This window comes from Kitasatospora sp. CB01950 (assembly GCF_001905465.1).
Lineage (GTDB): Bacteria > Actinomycetota > Actinomycetes > Streptomycetales > Streptomycetaceae > Kitasatospora.
Window position 1 is genome coordinate 173,044 of the sequence record NZ_LISX01000009.1, and the last position, 18,781, is coordinate 191,824.

The 18,781-nt window shown below is 71.9% G+C and carries 20 protein-coding genes; 6 read left to right on the top strand and 14 right to left on the bottom strand.

Annotated features, from left to right (window positions below):
- Positions 1 to 26: 26 nt before the first annotated feature.
- The 8 genes from AMK19_RS22995 to AMK19_RS23030 are packed head-to-tail and all read right to left on the bottom strand — an operon-like array spanning position 27 to position 6,756.
- A complete protein-coding gene (locus AMK19_RS22995) occupies positions 27 to 416 on the bottom strand; it encodes a metal-sulfur cluster assembly factor (RefSeq protein ID WP_380474180.1) in 390 nt (129 codons plus the stop codon).
- Between the two features lie 23 nt (positions 417 to 439).
- Positions 440 to 892, bottom strand: a complete 453-nt coding sequence (gene sufU, locus AMK19_RS23000; protein ID WP_073814843.1) for a Fe-S cluster assembly sulfur transfer protein SufU — start codon at positions 890 to 892, stop codon at positions 440 to 442.
- A 10-nt stretch (positions 893 to 902) separates the two neighbouring features.
- Complete coding sequence (locus tag AMK19_RS23005; protein WP_073814845.1) at positions 903 to 2,165, bottom strand: cysteine desulfurase; 1,263 nt, start codon at positions 2,163 to 2,165, stop codon at positions 903 to 905.
- Positions 2,162 to 2,926 carry a Fe-S cluster assembly ATPase SufC gene (sufC, locus tag AMK19_RS23010; protein ID WP_073814846.1) on the bottom strand — a complete coding sequence of 255 codons (765 nt, stop codon included), beginning with the start codon at positions 2,924 to 2,926 and terminating at the stop codon, positions 2,162 to 2,164. The genes AMK19_RS23005 and sufC overlap by 4 nt, the downstream gene beginning before the upstream one ends.
- A gap of 7 nt (positions 2,927 to 2,933) precedes the next feature.
- Complete coding sequence (locus AMK19_RS23015) at positions 2,934 to 3,257, bottom strand: non-heme iron oxygenase ferredoxin subunit (protein ID WP_073814848.1); 324 nt, start codon at positions 3,255 to 3,257, stop codon at positions 2,934 to 2,936.
- Positions 3,254 to 4,486, bottom strand: coding sequence for a Fe-S cluster assembly protein SufD (gene sufD, locus AMK19_RS23020; protein ID WP_073814849.1), 1,233 nt, complete (start codon positions 4,484 to 4,486; stop codon positions 3,254 to 3,256). The genes AMK19_RS23015 and sufD overlap by 4 nt, the downstream gene beginning before the upstream one ends.
- Before the next feature lie 60 nt (positions 4,487 to 4,546).
- Positions 4,547 to 5,959 (bottom strand): Fe-S cluster assembly protein SufB, encoded by a 1,413-nt coding sequence (gene sufB / locus AMK19_RS23025; protein ID WP_073814851.1) that lies wholly within the window; start codon positions 5,957 to 5,959, stop codon positions 4,547 to 4,549.
- On the bottom strand, positions 5,956 to 6,756 hold the full coding sequence (locus tag AMK19_RS23030; RefSeq protein WP_073814852.1) for a helix-turn-helix transcriptional regulator: 801 nt from the start codon (positions 6,754 to 6,756) through the stop codon (positions 5,956 to 5,958). Before AMK19_RS23030 ends, sufB begins: the two co-directional genes overlap by 4 nt.
- Before the next feature lie 181 nt (positions 6,757 to 6,937).
- Between AMK19_RS23030 and AMK19_RS23035 the strand changes: the two genes are divergently transcribed.
- Complete coding sequence (locus AMK19_RS23035; RefSeq protein WP_073814854.1) at positions 6,938 to 7,855, top strand: ABC transporter ATP-binding protein; 918 nt, start codon at positions 6,938 to 6,940, stop codon at positions 7,853 to 7,855.
- Entirely contained in the window at positions 7,852 to 8,622 is a 771-nt protein-coding gene (locus AMK19_RS23040; protein WP_073814855.1) for an ABC transporter permease, read from the top strand. Before AMK19_RS23035 ends, AMK19_RS23040 begins: the two co-directional genes overlap by 4 nt.
- Positions 8,623 to 8,650: 28 nt before the next feature.
- Here the strand turns inward: AMK19_RS23040 and AMK19_RS23045 are convergent, their stop codons facing one another.
- On the bottom strand, positions 8,651 to 9,940 hold the full coding sequence (locus AMK19_RS23045; protein ID WP_073814857.1) for a choice-of-anchor A family protein: 1,290 nt from the start codon (positions 9,938 to 9,940) through the stop codon (positions 8,651 to 8,653).
- A 216-nt stretch (positions 9,941 to 10,156) separates the two neighbouring features.
- Here AMK19_RS23045 and AMK19_RS23050 point away from each other — a divergent pair, with 216 nt between their 5' ends.
- On the top strand, positions 10,157 to 11,110 hold the full coding sequence (locus AMK19_RS23050; RefSeq protein ID WP_073814858.1) for a COX15/CtaA family protein: 954 nt from the start codon (positions 10,157 to 10,159) through the stop codon (positions 11,108 to 11,110).
- 3 nt (positions 11,111 to 11,113) lie between these two features.
- Here the strand turns inward: AMK19_RS23050 and AMK19_RS23055 are convergent, their stop codons facing one another.
- The gene (locus tag AMK19_RS23055) at positions 11,114 to 11,761 is read right to left on the bottom strand and encodes a nitroreductase family protein (protein WP_073814860.1); all 648 of its coding nucleotides are present in this window, start codon (positions 11,759 to 11,761) and stop codon (positions 11,114 to 11,116) included.
- 133 nt (positions 11,762 to 11,894) lie between these two features.
- Here AMK19_RS23055 and AMK19_RS23060 point away from each other — a divergent pair, with 133 nt between their 5' ends.
- A complete protein-coding gene (locus tag AMK19_RS23060) occupies positions 11,895 to 12,332 on the top strand; it encodes a MarR family winged helix-turn-helix transcriptional regulator (RefSeq protein WP_073814861.1) in 438 nt (145 codons plus the stop codon).
- 9 nt (positions 12,333 to 12,341) lie between these two features.
- Here AMK19_RS23060 and AMK19_RS23065 read toward each other — a convergent pair whose 3' ends face one another.
- Genes AMK19_RS23065 through AMK19_RS23075 form a run of 3 tightly spaced genes read right to left on the bottom strand, consistent with a single transcriptional unit; the run spans position 12,342 to position 14,539 of the window.
- Positions 12,342 to 12,674 carry a hypothetical protein gene (locus AMK19_RS23065; RefSeq protein ID WP_073814863.1) on the bottom strand — a complete coding sequence of 111 codons (333 nt, stop codon included), beginning with the start codon at positions 12,672 to 12,674 and terminating at the stop codon, positions 12,342 to 12,344.
- Positions 12,675 to 12,683: 9 nt separating this feature from the next.
- On the bottom strand, positions 12,684 to 13,955 hold the full coding sequence (locus AMK19_RS23070; protein WP_073814864.1) for an FAD-dependent monooxygenase: 1,272 nt from the start codon (positions 13,953 to 13,955) through the stop codon (positions 12,684 to 12,686).
- Positions 13,952 to 14,539: a chorismate pyruvate-lyase family protein gene (locus AMK19_RS23075; protein ID WP_073814866.1), complete on the bottom strand. Its 588-nt coding sequence runs from the start codon at positions 14,537 to 14,539 to the stop codon at positions 13,952 to 13,954. Before AMK19_RS23075 ends, AMK19_RS23070 begins: the two co-directional genes overlap by 4 nt.
- A 118-nt stretch (positions 14,540 to 14,657) precedes the next feature.
- Between AMK19_RS23075 and AMK19_RS23080 the strand changes: the two genes are divergently transcribed.
- On the top strand, positions 14,658 to 15,302 hold the full coding sequence (locus AMK19_RS23080) for a DUF2461 domain-containing protein (protein WP_073814867.1): 645 nt from the start codon (positions 14,658 to 14,660) through the stop codon (positions 15,300 to 15,302).
- A 33-nt stretch (positions 15,303 to 15,335) separates the two neighbouring features.
- Here the strand turns inward: AMK19_RS23080 and AMK19_RS23085 are convergent, their stop codons facing one another.
- A complete protein-coding gene (locus tag AMK19_RS23085; protein ID WP_073815120.1) occupies positions 15,336 to 16,277 on the bottom strand; it encodes a heme o synthase in 942 nt (313 codons plus the stop codon).
- A gap of 402 nt (positions 16,278 to 16,679) precedes the next feature.
- Between AMK19_RS23085 and tkt the strand changes: the two genes are divergently transcribed.
- On the top strand, positions 16,680 to 18,776 hold the full coding sequence (gene tkt / locus AMK19_RS23090) for a transketolase (RefSeq protein WP_073814869.1): 2,097 nt from the start codon (positions 16,680 to 16,682) through the stop codon (positions 18,774 to 18,776).
- The last annotated feature ends 5 nt before the right edge of the window (positions 18,777 to 18,781 follow it).

The window sequence follows — 18,781 nt, forward strand, 5'->3', positions numbered from 1 at the left end:
CCGCCCCTTCGAACCGTCCGGGTCGATCAGACGTTGAAGCCGAGCGCGCGCAGCTGGTCGCGGCCCTCGTCGGTGATCTTGTCGGGGCCCCACGGCGGCATCCAGACCCAGTTGATCCGCAGGTCCTTGACCAGGCCGTCGGTGGCGGTGCGGGCCTGGTCCTCGATGACGTCGGTGAGGGGGCAGGCCGCGGAGGTCAGCGTCATGTCGACGGTGGCGGTGTCGTCCTCGTCGATGTGCAGGCCGTAGATCAGGCCCAGGTTGACGACGTCGATGCCCAGCTCGGGGTCGACGACGTCCATCAGGGCCTCCATGAGGTCCTCGGTGGAGACGGTCCCGGCGGTGGTGAACGCACCGGGGCTGTCGGACACCGCGACCTCGGCCGGGGCGGCCTCGGGGGTCTCGTTCTCGCTCATGAATTCAGTGTCCTAACGGGACGTCAGTCGGAAATCTCGGGGTGGCCGGCCAGCGCCTTGGCGGTGGCGTCCTTCCAGGCCATCCAGCCGAGCAGGGCGCACTTGACCCGGGCCGGGTACTTGGAGACCCCGGCGAAGGCGACGGCGTCCTCCAGGATCTCCTCGTCGCCCTCGGACTGGCCCTTGCTCTGCATCAGTTCCAGGAACGCCTCCTGGACCTGCTGGGCCTCGCCCACCGTCTTGCCGACCACCAGGTCGTTGAGCACGGAGGCGGAGGCCTGGCTGATCGAGCAGCCCTGCGACTCGTAGGAGACGTCCGCGACGACCGCGCCGTCGAGCTTCACCCGCAGGGTGATCTCGTCGCCGCAGGTCGGGTTGACGTGGTGCACCTCGGCGTCGCCGTCCCGCAGCCCCTTGCCGTGGGGGTTGCGGTAGTGGTCCAGGATGATCTCCTGGTACATCGAGTCGAGCTTCATGGCAGCCACCTCAGCCGAAGAAGTTGCGGACGTGGTGGAGGCCGTCGATCAGCGCGTCCACCTCGCCGGGCGTGGAGTACAGATAGAACGACGCCCTGGTGGTCGCCGGAATTCCGTACCGCAGGCAGACCGGCCGTGCGCAGTGGTGGCCGACCCGGACGGCGATGCCCTGCTCGTCGAGGACCTGGCCGACGTCGTGCGGGTGGATGTCGCCCAGCGTGAACGAGATCGCCGCACCGCGGTCGACGGCCGTACGCGGGCCGATGATCCGCAGGTCGGGCACCTCGGCGAGGCGCTCGATCGCGTACGCGGTGATCGCGTGCTCGTGCGCGGCCACCTTGTCCATGCCGATCGCCGACAGGTAGTCGATGGCGGCGCCCAGGCCGACGGCCTGCGCGATCGGCGGGGTACCGGCCTCGAACTTGTGCGGCGCGGGCGCGTAGGTGGACGAGCCCATGGTGACGGTCTCGATCATCTCGCCGCCGCCGAGGAACGGCGGGAGGTCCTCCAGCAGTTCCTGGCGGCCCCACAGCACGCCGATGCCGGTCGGGGCGAGCATCTTGTGGCCGGTGAAGGCGACGAAGTCGGCCTCCAGCGCCTGCACGTCGAGGACGGCGTGCGGGGCGGCCTGCGAGGCGTCGATGGCGACCAGCGCGCCGACCGACTGGGCCTTGCGGACGATGGTCTCCACCGGGTTGACGGTGCCCAGCAGGTTGGACACCAGCGTGACGGAGACGATCTTCGTCTTCTCGGTGATCAGCTCGTCGATGTTGGACAGGTCGAGCCGGCCCTCGTCGGTGAGCCCGAACCACTTCAGCTTCGCGCCGGTGCGCTGCGCGAGCAGCTGCCACGGAACGATGTTGGAGTGGTGCTCCATCTCGGTGATCACGATCTCCGAGTCGGCGTCCACCCGGTACGGCTCGTCGGCCCAACCCAGCATGTTGGCAACGAGGTTGAGCGACTCCGAGGCGTTCTTGGTGAAGATCACCTCGTTCCGGCTGGGCGCGTTGATGAACGCCGCGACCTTGTCCCGGGCGCCCTCGTACAGCGCGGTCGCCTCCTCGGCGAGCACGTGCACGCCGCGGTGGACGTTGGAGTTGTGCTGCTCGTAGTAGGCGTTCAGCGCGTCCAGGACCTGGCGCGGCTTCTGCGAGGTCGCCGCGTTGTCCAGGTACACCAGCGGCTTGCCGTCGTGCAGCACCCGCGACAGGACGGGGAAGTCCTTGCGGATCGCGTCGGTGTCCAGGAGTCCGGTCAGATGGGAGTGGGTCACTCGGAAGCGCCGCCCTTCACGTAGCTCTCGTAGCCCTCTTCCTCCAGCTTGTCGGCGAGCTCGGCGCCGCCGGACTCGACGATCCGGCCGCCCGCGAAGACATGCACGTAGTCGGGCTGGATGTAGCGCAGGATGCGGGTGTAGTGGGTGACCAGCAGGGTGCCGACCTCGCCGGTGGAGCGGACCCGGTTGATGCCCTCGGAGACGATCCGCAGCGCGTCGACGTCGAGGCCGGAGTCGGTCTCGTCGAGGATCGCGATCTTCGGCTTGAGCAGCTCCAGCTGGAGGATCTCGTGGCGCTTCTTCTCACCGCCGGAGAAGCCCTCGTTGACGTTGCGCTCGGCGAACGCCGGGTCCATCTGCAGGGCGGCCATCGCCTCCTTGACCTCCTTGACCCACAGCCGCAGCTTGGGGGCCTCGCCGCGGACGGCGGTGGCGGCGGTGCGCAGGAAGTTGGAGACCGAGACGCCGGGGACCTCGACCGGGTACTGCATGGCCAGGAACACGCCGGCCCGGGCGCGCTCGTCGACCGACATCTCCAGCACGTCCTCGCCGTCCAGCAGCACCTCACCACCGGTGACGGTGTACTTCGGGTGGCCGGCCAGCGAGTAGGCCAGGGTGGACTTGCCGGAGCCGTTCGGACCCATGATCGCGTGGGTCTCGCCCTGCTTGACCGTCAGGTCGACGCCCTTGAGGATCTGGCGCGGGCCGCCCTCGGCGTTGACGGAGACGTGCAGGTCACGGATTTCAAGCGTTGCCATGGGGTACTCAGTTCTCCTGGTTGACGGAGACGAGCACATCGTCCCCTTCGATCTTTACGGGGTAGACGGCGACCGGCCTGGTCGCGGGCAGCCCGGACGGCTTTCCGGTGCGCAGGTCGAAGCTGGAGCCGTGCAGCCAGCACTCGATCATGCAGTCCTCGACCTCGCCCTCGGAGAGCGAGACGTTGGCGTGCGAGCAGATGTCGTTGATCGCGAACACGCCCTCGTCGGTGCGGACGATCGTCACCGGGACGCCGTTCAGCTCGACCTTCTTGGGCACGTCCTCCTGCAGCACGCTCAGCGCGCAGGCACGCACATAACCGGCGCTCATGCGACCGTCGCTTCCAGCTCGGCCTCGATCTTCGTCAGCAGGCGGTCCTGGATCTCGGCGACGCCGATCTGCTGGACCAGCTCGGCGAAGAAGCCGCGCACCACCAGGCGACGGGCCTCGTCGGCCGGGATGCCGCGGGACTGCAGGTAGAACAGCTGCTCGTCGTCGAAGCGGCCGGTCGCGGAGGCGTGGCCGGCGCCGACGATCTCGCCGGTCTCGATCTCCAGGTTGGGGACCGAGTCGACCCGGGCGCCGTCGGTGAGCACCAGGTTGCGGTTGAGCTCGTAGGTGTCGGTGCCGACCGCGGCCGCGCGGATCAGCACGTCGCCGATCCACACCGCGTGCGCGTCCTCGCCCTGCAGCGCGCCCTTGTAGGCGACGTTGGAGCGGCAGTGCGGGGTGTCGTGGTCGATGATCAGGCGGTGCTCCAGGTGCTGGCCCGCGTCGGCGAAGTACAGGCCGAACAGCTCGGCCTCGCCGCCGGGGCCCGCGTAGGAGACCCGCGGGTGCAGGCGCACCACGTCGCCGCCGAAGGTGACCACCACGGACTTGAAGGTGGCGTCCCGGCCGACCAGCGCGTTGTGCTGGGCGGCGTGCACCGCGTCCCGCTCCCAGTCCTGGACGGAGACGAAGGTCAGCTTCGCGCCGTCGCCGACCAGCAGGTCGACGTTGGCGGCGCGGGTGCCGGTGCCGGTGTGGTTCAGCACCACGACCGCCTCGGCGAACGGCTTGACCTCGATCACCACGTGGGCGAAGCGGACCCCGCCCTCGCCGTGCACGTCGATCCGGACCGGCTCGGTCAGCACCGTCTCCTTGGGGACGGTCACCACCAGGGCCTGCTCGAAGGCGCTGAACGCCTGCGCGGCGATTCGGTCCACCGGGGTGCCGGCCTTGCCGAGGCGGGCGTCGTCGCGCCCGACCAGCTCGGAGGTCACGCCCTCCGGCAGGCCCAGCTCGATCTTGTCCTCACCGCGGACGGAGTCAAGGGCGGTGCCGTCGTGCAGGCCGCCGAGGCGGTGCATCGGCGTGAAGCGCCAGTCCTCCTCGCGGCCGGTCGGCACCGGGAAGTCGTTGACGTCGAAGGACGGCTTGACGGCGACCCGGGCGTCGATCGGCTGCCGGACGCTCTCGCGGCCGGTGCCCGGACCGGCGAGCTGCGTGCCGGCGCCGGCGGTGCCCACCTCGATCGAACCGGCGGTGGTGGAGCCGGGGGTGTTCTGCTCAGCCATGGCTGTTCGTGTTGCTCTCTTTCGGAAATGGTCGACGGACGGGCGGGGGCTGACGGTACGTCAGCCGACCGCGCCCTCCATCTGCAGCTCGATCAGCCGGTTCAGCTCCAGCGCGTACTCCATCGGCAGCTCGCGCGCGATCGGCTCGACGAAGCCACGGACGATCATCGCCATCGCCTCGGTCTCGCTCAGGCCGCGGCTCATCAGGTAGAAGAGCTGGTCCTCGGAGACCTTGGAGACGGTCGCCTCGTGGCCCATCGACACGTCGTCCTCGCGGACGTCCACGTACGGGTAGGTGTCCGAACGGGAGATGGTGTCGACCAGCAGCGCGTCGCACAGCACGTTCGACTTGGCGCCGTGCGAGCCCTCGCCGATCTCGATCAGACCGCGGTAGGAGGTCCGGCCGCCGCCGCGCGCCACCGACTTGGAGACGATGTGCGACGAGGTGTTCGGCGCCATGTGGACCATCTTCGCGCCGGCGTCCTGGTGCTGGCCCTCGCCCGCGAACGCGATCGACAGCGTCTCGCCCTTGGCGTGCTCGCCCATCAGGTAGACGGCCGGGTACTTCATGGTGACCTTGGAGCCGATGTTGCCGTCGACCCACTCCATGGTCGCGCCCTCGTACGCCACGGCGCGCTTGGTTACCAGGTTGTAGACGTTGTTCGACCAGTTCTGGATGGTCGTGTAGCGGCAGCGGCCGCCCTTCTTGACGATGATCTCGACCACCGCGGAGTGCAGCGAGTCCGAGGAGTAGATCGGCGCGGTGCAGCCCTCGACGTAGTGGACGTAGGCGTCCTCGTCGACGATGATCAGCGTCCGCTCGAACTGGCCCATGTTCTCGGTGTTGATCCGGAAGTAGGCCTGCAGCGGGATGTCCACGCGCACGCCCTTCGGCACGTAGATGAACGATCCGCCGGACCACACCGCGGTGTTCAGCGAGGCGAACTTGTTGTCGCCCACCGGGATGACGGTGCCGAAGTACTCCTTGAACAGCTCCGGGTGCTCACGCAGCGCGGTGTCGGTGTCCAGGAAGATGACGCCCTGCTCCTCCAGGTCCTCGCGGATCTGGTGGTAGACGACCTCGGACTCGTACTGGGCGGCGACACCGGCGACCAGGCGCTGCTTCTCCGCCTCCGGGATGCCCAGCTTGTCGTAGGTCGCCTTGATGTCGGCGGGCAGGTCCTCCCAGGACTCCGCCTGCTTCTCGGTCGAGCGCACGAAGTACTTGATGTTGTCGAAGTCGATGCCCGACAGGTCGGAGCCCCAGGTCGGCATGGGCTTCTTGCCGAACAGCTTCAGACCCTTGAGGCGAAGGTTGAGCATCCACTCGGACTCGTTCTTCTTCGCCGAGATGTCCCGGACGACCGCTTCGCTCAGGCCGCGCTTGGCGGCGGCACCGGCCGCGTCCGAGTCGGCCCAGCCGTACTCGTACGTGCCGAGGCCTTCGAGCTCGGGGTGTGCGATGTCAGTCATGCGAGGTTCCTCCGCGCGGTGGAGCCGGTTTCGTTGGGGGACGTACCGGCAGGCGGCACGGCACCGGGCGTCCGGGAGGACGACGGTGCGGCACCGGATGCCGGCACATACGTGGTGCAGACCCCGTCGCCGTGGGCGATGGTGGCCAGCCGTTGCACATGGGTGCCCAGGAGCTGCGAGAAGACCTCGGTCTCGGCCTCGCAGAGCTGCGGGAACTGCTCGGCGATGTGCGCCACCGGGCAGTGGTGCTGGCAGAGCTGGGCGCCGGCCGGGGCGGCGGGCGCCGAGCCGGCGGTCGGAACACGCCGCACCGTGGCAGCGTACCCGTCGTCGCTCAGAGCCCTGGCGAGTGCCTCGGCGCGCTGCTGCGCGTCGGCCTGTTCGACCGCGCCCCGGTACTTCCTGCCCTGCTCGGCGAGCCGGGCCCGGGCGAAGGCGGCAACCGCCTGCCCGCCCGCCTCGCCGCCGCCGGCCGCCTCCGAGATCCAGCGCAACGCGTCCGCGGCGAGCTGGTCGTAGGCCTGGTGGAAGGCGTCCCTGCCGCCGTCGGTCAGGGCGAACACCTTGGCCGGGCGGCCGCGACCGCGACTGCCGTACACCCGCTGCTCGCGGGACTCGACCAGCCCGGCGGCGGTCAGGCCGTCCAGGTGACGGCGCACCGCGGCGCTGGTCAGGCCGAGGCGTCCGGCCAGGTCGGCGGCCGAGGACGGCCCGTGGTCGAGGATCGACCGGGCCACCCGTTCCCGGGTCGCCCGGTGCCCCTCGGTCAGGGCCTCCGGCATCGCCGTCGCAGGCATGTCGCAGCCGGGAGCCTCGGGCTCCCGCTGGGCGGCATGCTCGCGATTGTTTTTCACAACACGATTGTTGCGTAATTCGTCGGCCGGAAACAAGCCGTGACCCCGGTCTCACCGGTGGCCTCCGTCACGGAAGGCATGCCTTACCTGATCGGGGCCGTGAACTGCTCCTACACTCGCCGGTATGCATGCAGACCCCGCCGTCGAGGTGACCGGACTGGTCAAGCGGTACGGCGACAAGATCGCCGTGGACGGCCTGGACCTGGCCATCGCGCGCGGCACCGTCACCGCGGTGCTCGGCCCCAACGGCGCAGGCAAGACCACCACCGTCGAGACCTGCGAGGGCTACCGCCGCCCCGACGCCGGCACCGTCCGGGTACTCGGGCTGGACCCGGTCGCACAGGCCGCGCAGCTGCGGCCGCGGATCGGCGTGATGTTGCAGTCCGGGGGCGTGTACGCCGGTGCGCGCGCCCTCGAAATGCTCCAGCACACCGCGAAGCTGTACGCGAACCCGCTGCCCGTCGGCCCGCTCGCCGAACGCCTCGGCCTGGACTCCTGCGGCCGCACCCCCTACCGCCGGCTCTCCGGCGGCCAGCAGCAGCGCCTGGCCCTCGCCATGGCCGTGGTCGGCCGCCCCGAGCTGGTCTTCCTGGACGAGCCCACCGCCGGCCTCGACCCGCAGGCCCGCCGCGCCACCTGGGAGCTGGTCTCCGAACTCCGCGCCGCCGGCGTCACCGTCGTCCTCACCACGCACCAGATGGACGAGGCCGAACAGCTCGCCGACGACGTCGCGATCATCGACCGCGGTCGCGTGATCACCCAGGGCTCCCCCGACGAACTGCGCGGCAGCGAAGCCCAGCTGCGCTTCGACGGCCCCGCCGGACTGGACCTCGCCGGCCTCCGCAAGGTGCTCCCGGACACCGCCGTGGTCGCCGAGCCCACGCCCGGCTCCTACCGGGTGGAGGGCGCCCTGGACGCCGCCCTGCTCGCCGCCGTCACCGGCTGGTGCGCCGAGGCCGGGGTGATGCCCGACAAGCTCGCGGTGCAGCGCCGCAGCCTCGAAGACGTCTTCCTCGACCTGACCGGACGGGAACTGCGATGACCGCCACCGACCTCACCCCCCGCCCGGGCGCCGCCCCGGTCGGCCGGATGCTGCTCGCGCAGACCGCCCTGGAGACCAGGATGCTGCTGCGCAACGGCGAACAGCTGCTGCTCACGGTGGTCATCCCCACCGTGCTGCTGGTGCTGTTCTCCGCCGTCGACGTGGTCGCCGTGGACGGCCCCGGCAAGCGCGTCGACTTCCTCGCCCCCGGCCTGCTGGCGCTCGCCGTGATGTCCACCGCCTTCACCGGCCAGGCCATCGCCACCGGCTTCGAGCGCCGCTACGGCGTCCTCAAGCGGCTCGGCGCGACCCCGCTGCCCCGCTGGGCGCTGCTGACCGCGAAGACCGGCTGCGTGCTGGTCACCGAGCTGCTCCAGGTGCTGCTGCTGTCCGGCATCGCGCTGGCCCTCGGCTGGTCGCCGCACGGCAACCCGCTGGCGGTGCTGCTCCTGCTGGTGCTCGGCACCGCGGCGTTCTCCGGCCTCGGCCTGCTGATGGCCGGCACCCTGCGCGCCGAGGCCACCCTGGCCGGCGCGAACCTGGTGTTCATCCTGCTGCTGCTGGCCGGCGGCGTGGTCGTCCCGCTCGCCAAGTTCCCGGACGCGGTGCGCCCGGTGCTGGAGCTGCTGCCGATCTCGGCGCTCTCCGACGGCCTGCGCTCGGTCCTGCAGCTCGGCGGCGGCACGCCCTGGGCCGACCTCGGCATCCTGGCCGTCTGGTCGGTGCTGGGCCTGGCCGCCGCGGCCCGCTTCTTCCGCTGGGAGTAGGGCCCCGGGAGGGGGCCCTACTCCTGGGTCAGGAGGAGGCGGCGGCCTTCTTGCGGCGCGCCTTGTACACGAGCGCGCCGCCCGCAGCGATCACCAGCGCCCCGCCGACGGTCAGCGGCACCAGGCCCTCGGCGCCGGTGAACGCCAGCCCGCCACCGCCGCCGCTGCCGCTGCCGCCCGAGGCGCCGTGGCTCGCGGACGCCGACGGGGTGGCGCCGGCCGATCCGCTCGGCGCCGGGCTGCCCGAGCCGCCCGGGGTCGGCGACTCGCTGCCGCCGGGGGTCGAGGCGCTGCTCGACGGCGACGGGCTCTCCGAGCCGCCGGTGGAGCTCGACGGCGTCGAGGACGGCGAGACCGGCGGCACCACGGTGCCGGGCAGGCAGCCCTCGAACGGGTAGTGGTGGGTCTCGGCCCCGCCGCTGCCGGTGAGCGACTTCGCCCACACCGAGCCGTTCACCGGACCGCCCTTGCCCAGGTCGAACGCCGCGTTCGGCGCCAGGATGCTGCCCGGCCAGGCGTTGCCGCTGTGCTTGGTGATCTTCGTGGCGGTGGGGAAGTTCCACAGCAGCTTCGCCCGCTCGGCGCCGCCGTCCGCGGACTGCAGCTTGTCGTCCAGCACGTAGCTCTTCTTGGCGTTGTCCCAGATCAGGAAGCCGCTGGTGGGGGCCTTGGTCTGGTCGTAGCTGCCGCCGGTGACGGTGATCACGGTGGACGAGCCGGCCGGGACCTTCAGCTGGATCTCGCCCGCCTTCTGCAGGGTGTCCGCCGCCACCGTGAAGAAGTTGGCCTTGGCGTCGGCGCCGGTGAAGGTCAGCGTCCGGCCGTCCGCCGTCGGGGCCGCGCCGGCGGTCTTCGCCAGCTCGGCGGAGAGCGCCCGCAGCTTGGCGAACTCGGCGGCGAAGTCGATCGGGCTGGCGCCCTTCGTGACGCCCTCCAGCTGGCCGCCGCCGACGACCTGGCCGGCCACCACGCCCTTGCCCTTCATCACCTGGACGTGGGCGCCGTTCTGGATCAGGTTGCCGCCGACCACCAGCGCGTTGCCGCCGGGCAGCGCGGCCACCTGGGCGGCGGTGAGCTCGTTGCCGACGGTGAAGCCGCCGTGGCTGAAATCGGCGTTCCCGCCGATCGCCACCGCGCCCTCGGCGTCGGGGCTGTGGGTGTCGTCGCCCTCGATGAACTCGCCGTACCGGCCGGCGACACCGAGGCTGAAACAGGTGCCCTCGCCGGGGGAGGCGGTCGCCGGGGTGGGGACGACCAGGGCCGCGAGGGTGAGAGAGCCACCGAGTGCCACGGCGGCAGCGGATATGGACTTGCGCATGTGCAGGACTCCGCGGGGGTGGAGACGGGCAGGGGGAGATGAGCCCGAACCGTGAAAGGTCTGGACCAAACCGCACTCTTTCGGCCACTCGCCGAGTGGTCAAGACCAATGACCCGACACGCTCGATCCGCCCCATTTGTCCGCGCGTCCCCTGCCGGACCGGCCGCCGGACCCGCCCGCGCCGGGGCCGCGTGTAAGCCCGCCTACGATGGTCCGGTGACCAATCCGTTCTCCCTCCTCGCCGAGCGCTGGCATCCGAGCCCGCAGCACGTCCGCCTGGCCGCCATGGCCGCCCTGGTGATGAGCGTGGTGATCGTGGTCACCGGCGGCGCCGTCCGGCTCACCGACTCCGGCCTCGGCTGCACCACCTGGCCCCGCTGCACCAGCGAGAGCCTGACGCCGACGGCCGCGATGGGCATCCACGGCATCATCGAGTTCACCAACCGGATGCTCACCTACGTGCTGTCCGCCGCGGTCGGCTGGTTCATCCTGGCCGCCCGCTGCTGCAAGCCGTGGCGGCCCGCGCTGACCAAGCTCGGCTGGGCGCAGTTCTGGCTGGTGATGTCGAACGCGGTGATCGGCGGCATCACGGTGCTCACCCACCTCAACCCGTACGTGGTCGGCTTCCACATGGTGGCCGCGCTGGGCCTGGTGTGGACGGCGGTGCTCAGCTGGGAGCGGTCCAAGGAGGGCGACGGCGAGCCGCGGCTGCTGGTCGCCCCGGCGATCCACCGCTTCGCGCAGGTGCTGGTGGCCTCGATCGGCGCGCTCGCGCTGGTCGGCACCCTGGTCACCGGCGCGGGCCACCACCCGGGCTCGGCCGGCACCCCCCGCATCACCACCTTCGACTACGACCGGCTCACCCAGGCCCACGCCGACCTGGTGTTCCTCTCGGTCGGCCTGACGCTGGCCGCGCTGCTGGTGTTCGCCGCCGTGAAGGCCCCGCCGGCGGCCCGTGCCCGGGTGCGCGACCTGTTCGTGCTGCTGCTGGCGCAGGGCGTGCTGGGCTTCATCCAGTACTTCACCGACGCGCCGGAGATCATGGTCGGCGTGCACATGCTGGGCGCCGCCCTGGTCTGGGGCGCCGCGCTGCGGATCCCGCTGGCACTGCGCAGCCGCGCGCAGATCCCGGCCCAGGCCGGCGCCCCGTCCGCCGAGCTGGTCGCGTAGCGCTCACCACCTGTCCCAGTGCAGGACCTGCTCGCGCGGGATCCGTCGGGCCGGCTTGAAGTCGGTCCCGACGGTGTGTGCGAGCGGGATGAACGCCGCCAGCATCACCTCCCGGTGCGGGACGCCGAGCAGCTCGGCCAGCTCCCGCTCCACCGGGCCCTGCGCGGTGGTCCACACGGTGCCGAGGCCGCGGGCCCGGGCGGCCAGCATGAAGCTCCAGACGGCGGGCAGGATCGAGCCCCAGGTCATCGACTGGTCGAGCACCGAGGCGCCCTCGGTGCGGCCCTCGATCGCCGGGACGACGAACGCCGGCACCCGGTGGACGTTGTCGTACAGGTGCTGCAGCCCGTCGTAGATCCGCTCCATGCTGCCGGGGTGGGCGTGCATCCGGGCGTGGTCGCGGGCGGTGGGCGGGGCGCCGCCGCCGGTGCGCAGCGCCGTGCGGAAGAGTTCGGCGACCTTCAGCCGCTGTTCGGTCTCGGTGACCACCAGGAAGTGCCAGCGCTGCCGGTTGCGGCCGGTGGGGGCCTGGGTGGCGAGGTCGACGCACTGTTCGATCAGCTCGCGGGAGACTTCGCGGTCGAGGTCCAGGCGCTTGCGGACGGCCCGGGTGGTGGACAGCAACTGGTCGGGATCGAGGTCGAGCAGCACAGCACTCCCCTATCGTCTGGCGGCAGACAGTTGTTGCGCAGATGATCTGGAAGCATATGAGGCCATCGATCGACGGTCAAACAATCTGCGGCCAGACGATTACACTGCTGCCCACGACCGATCAGGAGGACGGATGACCGACGGCTACTTCCCGCAGCTCGCCGCCGAGCGGCCCGACATCGCGCTGTGCCGCGCCTCCTCGGCGGTGGCCCGGATCGCCGAGGCGCACGCCCGCGCGGCCGGCCTCGGCGTGGGCCCGCACCTGGTGCTGAAGATGCTCGCCGAGCGCGGCCCGTCCTCGCAGCGCGCCCTGGGCGAGCAGCTGCGGATCGACCGCACCGTGATGGTGGGCGTCTGCGACGGCCTGGAGCAGGACGGCCTGGTCCGCCGCGAACGCGACCCCGCCGACCGCCGCGCCTACGCCGTCACCCTCACCCCGGCCGGCCGCCGCCGCCTGGCCGCCGCCGAGACCGCCGTGCCCGCCCTGCTGGACGAGGCGCTCGCCCCGCTGAACGCACAGGAGCGCGGACAGCTGTCCGCGCTCCTGCTCAAACTCACCGCCCAGCGGTGACGGGCCCCGTCAGATCTGGATGCCCGCCATCCGCTTCCACTCGTACGGGCCGGTCTTCACCTTCAGGCCGAGCTCGCCCTCGAAGTCGTCGTGCAGGGTGAGCCCGGCGAGTTCGGCGGCCCGGCGGCCGATCGCGTAGGTCGGGGCGACCTGGTCGCCCCAGGTGCCGTCCGCGCCGACCACGACGATCCGGGTGGCGGTGCGGCCGACGTACTCGACGACGCCGTCGGCGCTGCCGCCGTGCTGCGCGGCGAAGCTGCTCAGGTGCTTGGCAATGCGCTTGGCGCGGCGCTCGATGCGGGCGTCCGGCGCGGCGGTGGTGGCGGTCTCTGCGCTGGTCATGCCCGCATGCTACCGACCGGTAGTGCCGGTGGCGACGGCACCGCCCTGTGCCGACGGCCACATGGCGGGCAGCGGCAGCTCACCGGCCCCGGCGTAGGCCAGCGCGAAGGCCGCGCCCTCCGGCCCGGCGGCGGCGATCCGGCGGATCCGTTCCAGGCGCAGCCGCAGCGCGAACCCGCGTTCCTCGGCCGCCAGCCCGGCGGGCAGGTGCAGCAGGTCGAGCAGCTGCTCGGAGAACTCCTGGGTCTGCCAGGCCGCGTCCAGCCTGCGCCGTTCGTAGCCGTCCAGCGCGTCGCCGCCGTCCGGCGCGCCGCCGTCGCCGTCGCCGTCGCCGTCGCGGAGTTCGGCGAGCAGCGCGCCCGCCAGGTCGGCGGCGTCGGCGACCGCCGAGTTGAGGCCCTTCGCGCCGGACGGCGTGACGGTGTGCGCGGCGTCCCCCGCGAGCAGCAGCCGGCCGGAGCGCATCCGGTGGGCGACCCGGCCGCGCATCCGCAGCATGCCGGTCTCCAGCAGCTCGCCGAGCACCGGGTCGTCGCCGCCGAGGGCCAGCCTGCGGTGCAGCTCGGCACGGATCCGCGGCTCGTCCCAGGCGGCGGGCTCCTCCCCGGCGGGCACCTCCAGGTAGAACCGCCCGACGTCGGCGGTGCGCGGCATCATCCCGGCGAACCCGTCGGCGTGCACCGCGTACCGGATCTGCTCGACCGGCCGGGAGATCCGCGCCAGCACCGTCAGCCAGTCGTACGGGTAGCGCCGCCCGGGCCCCTGCGCGCGGTCGGGGAAGGCGGCGGCGACGATGCCGTGCGCGCCGTCGCAGCCGATCGCGTACTCGGCGTGCAGCGGGCCGTCGGCGGTGTCCAGCACCGGCCGGCCGGCGGCGTCCGCCGTGACGCCCCGCACCGGCCGGTCGAAGGCGACGGAGCCGCCGGCCTGCTCGTAGGCGGCGATCAGGTCGCGCAGCAGCTGCTGCTGCGGGTACACCCAGTGCCGGACGCCGCCGGACAGCGCGCCGTAGTCGACCAGCACGTTCTCGCCGAGGCAGGTGATCTCGCACCGGCCGTGCCGTTCGCCCTCGGCGGTCAGCCGGTCGGCCAGGCCGAGCGCCCGCAGGTACTCGACCACCCGGTGCTCCAGCACCCCGGCCCGGGCGGCGCTCTCCACGGCGGCCCGGGAGAGGCGCTCGTGGACGGTGACGGCGATCCCGGCCCGGTGCAGCACGTGGGCGAGCACCAGCCCGGCGGGCCCGGCCCCGACGATCGCGACGGTGGTGGTGCGGCGGGTCATCGGCGGCCTCCGGCGAGCAGTGCGGCGACGGACGCGGCGGGCACCGCGGCCGGGTTGAAGGTCTCGGTGACGACGGCCAGCGGCTGCGTCCCGTGCCACATCAGGTAGGTCTTGTACGCGGCGTCCGCGCCGTCCCAGTCGCGCACCCCGGCGTCCAGTACGGTGCGCCGCAGGCCGGTGCCGGAGGCCTGGAGGGCGGCGCCGATGGGCGCGGCGGGGTCGGTCAGGCACTGTTCGGCGGCGGCGGAGAGCACCGGCCGGGCGACCACCAGGTTGCGCGAGAGTTCGGCGCCGGCGGGGCCGGTGAGCACCGAGCGGCGGACGATCAGCTCCTCGTCCGCCGCGGCCCGCAGCAGCGCCGCCGCCCCGGCGGGCGCCCCGGCGGCCGTCACCCGCCGGTGGTCGGCGCACCCGACCCGCACGGGCGCCCCGGTCCAGGCGGCCAGCAGTGTGGTGGTCAGGCCGTCCGCGCCGAGCAGTATCCGGGTGGCCGGTTCGGCGAAGGCGCCGATCCGTTCGGCGAGCTCGGCCGGTTCACGGACCCGGAGGCGGTACCCGGACACGACGATGGACTGCAGCGGCATCGGTTCCCCCGAAAAGATGACGATGGGCGCACGGCGGTGGCCGACCCTACTGGAGAACTGTTTCCGCTGACGAACCGTCACCCCTCGAACCCGCCCCGGAGACGTGAATACTGGCCGGGTGAACGATTTCCGTGGCTGGCCCGCCGAGGCCCTGGAGTTCTACGAGCACCTGGAGGCCGACAACTCCAGGACGTTCTGGACGGCGCACCGCGCCCGGTACGAGGAGTTGGTGCGCGCCCCGATGGAGGCGCTGCTGGCCCGGTTGGAGCCCGAGTTCGGCCCGGGGAAGATCTTCCGGCCGAACCGGGACGTCCGTTTCTCGGCCGACAAGTCGCCGTACAAGACGCACATCGGCGCGGTGCTGGAGTCCGGCGGGTACGTGCAGCTGTCCGCCGACGGGCTGGCCTGCGGGCTCGGCTACTACCACCTGGCGAGCGACCAGCTGGCGGCCTACCGCACCGCGGTCGCCGAGGACCTGCCGGGCGCGGAGCTGGAGCGGGTGGTGGCGGCGGTGCGCGCGGCCGGGCCCGAGGTGGTCGGCCGGGACAGCCTGAAGACCGCGCCGCGCGGCTACCCGAAGGACCATCCGCGGATCGAGCTGCTGCGGCACAAGGGCCTGATCGCCTGGCAGCAGTGGGAGCCCGCGCCGTGGCTGGGCACCGCGAAGGCGTACGGCCGGATCACCGGCTTCCTGCACGCGGCGGCCCCGCTGCACGAGTGGCTGGAGAACCACGTCGGCCCCAGCGGGCTTGCGCCGCGCTGAGGCCGAGTGTCAGAAGGGGGGACCGAGAACCGATCAGCCGATGAACGGGTCGATCGCGATTTCCAGGAAGAGCAGCGTCAGGTAGGTGATCGACCAGTGGAACAGCCGCATCTCCTTGAGCTTGGCGCCCACGACGCCGGCCTTGGCGCGCGACTGGAGCGCGTACGCCTCCTTCATCCACAGCACGCCGAGCACGGCGGCGGTGGCCGGGTACAGCCAGCTGGTGTGCGCGACCGGCCACACCAGCAGCGAGGTCGCCACCATCACCCAGGAGTAGACGACGACCTGCTTGGCGACGCCGATGTTGCCGCGGACCACCGGCAGCATCGGCACGCCGGCCCGGGTGTAGTCGTCGCGGACCTTCATCGACAGCACCCAGGTGTGCGGCGGCGTCCAGAAGAACACCACCAGGAACAGCAGCAGCGCCGCCCAGGAGAGCGAGTTGGTGACGGACGCCCAGCCGACGAACACCGGCATGCAGCCGGCGATGCCACCCCAGACGACGTTCTGCGCGGTGCGCCGCTTCAGGCCCAGCGTGTAGACGAACACGTAGAACAGCAGTGCGGCCAGCGCGAGCGCCGAGGACAGCCAGTTGACCAGGACCCCGAGCCAGACGGTGGAGACCACGGCCAGCGTCACGCCGAAGACCACGGCCTCCCGCGGGGAGACCATGCCGGTGACGATCGGGCGCCGCTCGGTACGGGACATCACCGCGTCGATGTCGCGGTCGATGTACATGTTGAGCGCGTTGGCGCCACCCGCGGACAGGTAGCCGCCGACCACCACCGCGAGCACCCGCCACAGGTTGGGCACGCCGCCCTGGGCCAGGAACATCACCGGCACCGTGGAGATCAGCAGCAGCTCGATGATCCGAGGTTTGGTGAGGGCGACGAAGGCCCCGATGCGGGCCCCGAACGGCCGGCGTGCGGTGCTCGTCCCTACCACCCCGGCGGGGCGGGATTCGACGGCGGTCACGGACACCTCAACAGTCGATGAACTTCCACAGGCGTCCCGGAGACCCGCAGGGTGCCCACCGTCCGCGCTGCGCGTACCACGCAACCATAGACGTTCCATATCTCCCGATCCGCCCCGGGGTCCTCCGGCGAGCCGTGCCCGCGCGCGTCTTGCCCCTCGGACGGGCAAACCCTCCCCTGCCGGGTGAATGTAGGACAGAGCAGTTGACGACCAGCCAGGGGAATGCGACGCCGCCGGTCCACGTTGCCCGGCACGCAGGGTGAGGTGCCCCGCAAACGGTAGGCTCGCACAGAGAAGCGGGATCAACCCTCCGTGATCGGCACCAGCCACAGCGGCGTGGCCGACCGGTCCCCTTCACGGGGTGACACTTCTACAGAAATCCGGAAGGAGCCCTGAGTCAGGGTGAGCACGACGCCGAATGTATTCGAGTGGAGCGAGCTGGACCAACGAGCCGTGGACACGGCCCGGGTCCTGGCCATGGACGCCGTGCAGAAGGTGGGGAACGGGCACCCGGGCACGGCCATGTCGCTGGCCCCCGCCGCCTACCTCGTTTTCCAGCGCTTCCTGCGCCACGACCCGACCGACCCGACCTGGGTCGGCCGCGACCGCTTCGTGCTCTCGCCGGGGCACACCTCCCTCACGCTGTACACCCAGCTGTTCCTGTCCGGTTACGGACTGTCGCTGGACGATCTGAAGGCCTTCCGGGTCGCGGGCAGCCGCACCCCGGGCCACCCCGAGCACGGCCACACCGCCGGCGTCGAGACCACCACCGGCCCGCTCGGCCAGGGCGTCGGCAACGCGGTCGGCATGGCGATGGCCGCCCGCTACGAGCGCGGCCTGTTCGACCCGGACGCGCCGGCCGGCGCCTCGCCGTTCGACCACACCGTCTGGGCGATCGTCTCCGACGGCGACCTCCAGGAGGGCATCTCCGCCGAGGCGTCCTCGCTGGCCGGCCACCAGAAGCTGGGCAACCTGGTCGCGCTGTACGACGACAACCACATCTCCATCGAGGGCGACACCGCCACCGCGTTCTCCGAGGACGTGCTGGCCCGCTACGAGGCGTACGGCTGGCACGTCCAGCGGGTCGTCCCGAAGGCGGACGGCGACATCGACGTCGTCGCGCTGGCCGCCGCGCTGGAGGCCGCCAAGGCCGAGACCGGCAGGCCGTCGATCATCGCGATGCGCACCATCATCGCCTGGCCCGCGCCGAACGCCCAGGACACCGCCAAGGCCCACGGCTCGGCCCTCGGCGACGCCGAGATCGCCGCCACCAAGAAGGTGCTGGGCTTCGACCCGGAGAAGACCTTCGAGGTGACCGACGAGGTCGTCGCGCACACCCGCGAGGTCGTGCAGCGCGGCCAGGCCGCCCGCACCGCCTGGGAGGAGCAGCTGCGCGAGTGGCGCGCCGCCAACCCGCAGCGTGCCGCCGAGTTCGACCGGATCCAGATCGGCGAGCTGCCCGACGGCTGGGAGAAGGCGCTGCCGTCCTTCCCGGCCGGCAAGGACGTCGCCACCCGCAAGGCGTCCGGCGACGCCCTGAAGGCCGTCGGCAAGCTCGTCCCCGAACTGTGGGGCGGCTCCGCGGACCTCGCCGAGTCGAACCTGACCACCATCGACGAGGAGTCCTCCTTCCTGCCGGAGGGCAACCCGCTCAAGAGCGCCTCGCCGTACGGCCGCACCATCCACTACGGCATCCGCGAGCACGCCATGGGCTCCGTGATGAACGGCATCGCGCTGCACGGCCGCACCCGCATCTACGGCGGCACCTTCCTGGTGTTCTCCGACTACATGCGCCCCGCGGTCCGACTCGCCGCGCTGATGAAGCTGCCGGTGACGTACGTCTGGACGCACGACTCGATCGGCCTCGGCGAGGACGGCCCGACCCACCAGCCGGTGGAGCACCTGGCCGCGCTGCGCGCCATCCCCGGCCTGGCCGTGGTCCGCCCGGCGGACGCCAACGAGACCGCCGTGGCCTGGCGCACCGTGCTGGAGCGGCAGACCAGCCACCCCGGCCCGGTCGGCATGGTGCTGACCCGGCAGGGCGTGCCGACCTTCGACCGCGAGGTGTTCGGCTCCGCCGAGGGCGCGGCCAAGGGCGGCTACGTACTGGCCGAGGCCGAGGGCGGCGAGCCCAAGGTCATCCTGCTCGGCACCGGCTCCGAGGTGCAGCTGGCCGTGCAGGCCCGCGAGGCGCTGCAGGCCGAGGGCGTCCCGACCCGCGTGGTCTCGATGCCGTCGGTGGAGTGGTTCGACGAGCAGGACCAGGCGTACCGCGACAGCGTGCTGCCGCCGAACGTCCGGGCCCGGGTCTCTGTCGAGGCGGGCATCGCGCAGGGCTGGCGCGAGCTGGTCGGCGACGCCGGCCGGATCATCAGCCTGGAGCACTTCGGCGCCTCCGCCGACTACCAGGTGCTCTACCAGGAGTTCGGCATCACCGCGGACGCCGTCGCCAACGCGGCCCGCGCCTCGCTGCGCACGGTCGAGGCCGTCTCCCGCTAGCGCTC